Annotated in this window: 1 rRNA gene; it reads right to left on the bottom strand. The window is 44.1% G+C overall.

Annotation, left to right across the window (positions count from 1 at the left end):
* Positions 1 to 742: ribosomal RNA gene (locus ABT114_RS50490) — 16S ribosomal RNA — on the bottom strand; the annotation flags it as partial.
* Positions 743 to 1,107: the final 365 nt, after the last annotated feature.

Raw genomic sequence — 1,107 nt, 5'->3', positions numbered from 1 at the left:
AGCCGCTTTCGCCACCGGTGTTCCTCCATATATCTACGCATTTCACCGCTACACATGGAATTCCACTCTCCTCTCCTGCACTCAAGTCTACCAGTTTCCAATGCATACAATGGTTGAGCCACTGCCTTTTACACCAGACTTAATAAACCACCTGCGCTCGCTTTACGCCCAATAAATCCGGACAACGCTCGGGACCTACGTATTACCGCGGCTGCTGGCACGTAGTTAGCCGTCCCTTTCTGGGTAGTTACCGTCACTTGATGAGCTTTCCACTCTCACCAACGTTCTTCTCTACCAACAGAGTTTTACGATCCGAAAACCTTCTTCACTCACGCGGCGTTGCTCGGTCAGACTTTCGTCCATTGCCGAAGATTCCCTACTGCTGCCTCCCGTAGGAGTTTGGGCCGTGTCTCAGTCCCAATGTGGCCGATCACCCTCTCAGGTCGGCTATGTATCATCGCCTTGGTGAGCCTTTACCTCACCAACTAGCTAATACAACGCGGGATCATCTTTGAGTGATGCAATTGCATCTTTCAAACTTAAAACTTGTGTTTAAAGTTTTTATGCGGTATTAGCATTCGTTTCCAAATGTTGTCCCCCGCTCAAAGGCAGATTCCCCACGCGTTACTCACCCGTTCGCTGCTCATCCAGTCGGTACAAGTACCAACCTTCAGCGCTCAACTTGCATGTATTAGGCACGCCGCCAGCGTTCGTCCTGAGCCAGGATCAAACTCTCAAATAAAGTATTTAAGTCACCTTAGTGACTGGCTTGTCTTTCATTATTGATTGACAGATTTTTGATGTATCTTACTACATCACATGAGTCATTCTTCTTTATTCAGTTTTCAATGGTCTAGCTTATCGCTTCAAGACCCTCGTCTCTTGCGACAACTATTATATTCTATCAAACCTAACTAAACTTGTCAAGAATTAACTGTGACTTTTATACCTTTTTTTATCTTACGTTCGCTTTTTCCCTCTCCTGTATTCGCTTTATTTCATGCCACCACTAGCTTTGGTAAATTAAAAAAATTAGTCTTTTTTAACTTGCTTTTTTCTTCTCTTATCAAAAAACTCCCTATTTTTATTAAAATAGGGAATTCCTCT

The sequence above is a fragment of the Streptomyces sp. NPDC002088 genome (assembly GCF_040296605.1).
Classification (GTDB): domain Bacteria; phylum Actinomycetota; class Actinomycetes; order Streptomycetales; family Streptomycetaceae; genus Streptomyces.
This window is presented reverse-complemented; position numbering and strand designations above follow the sequence as displayed.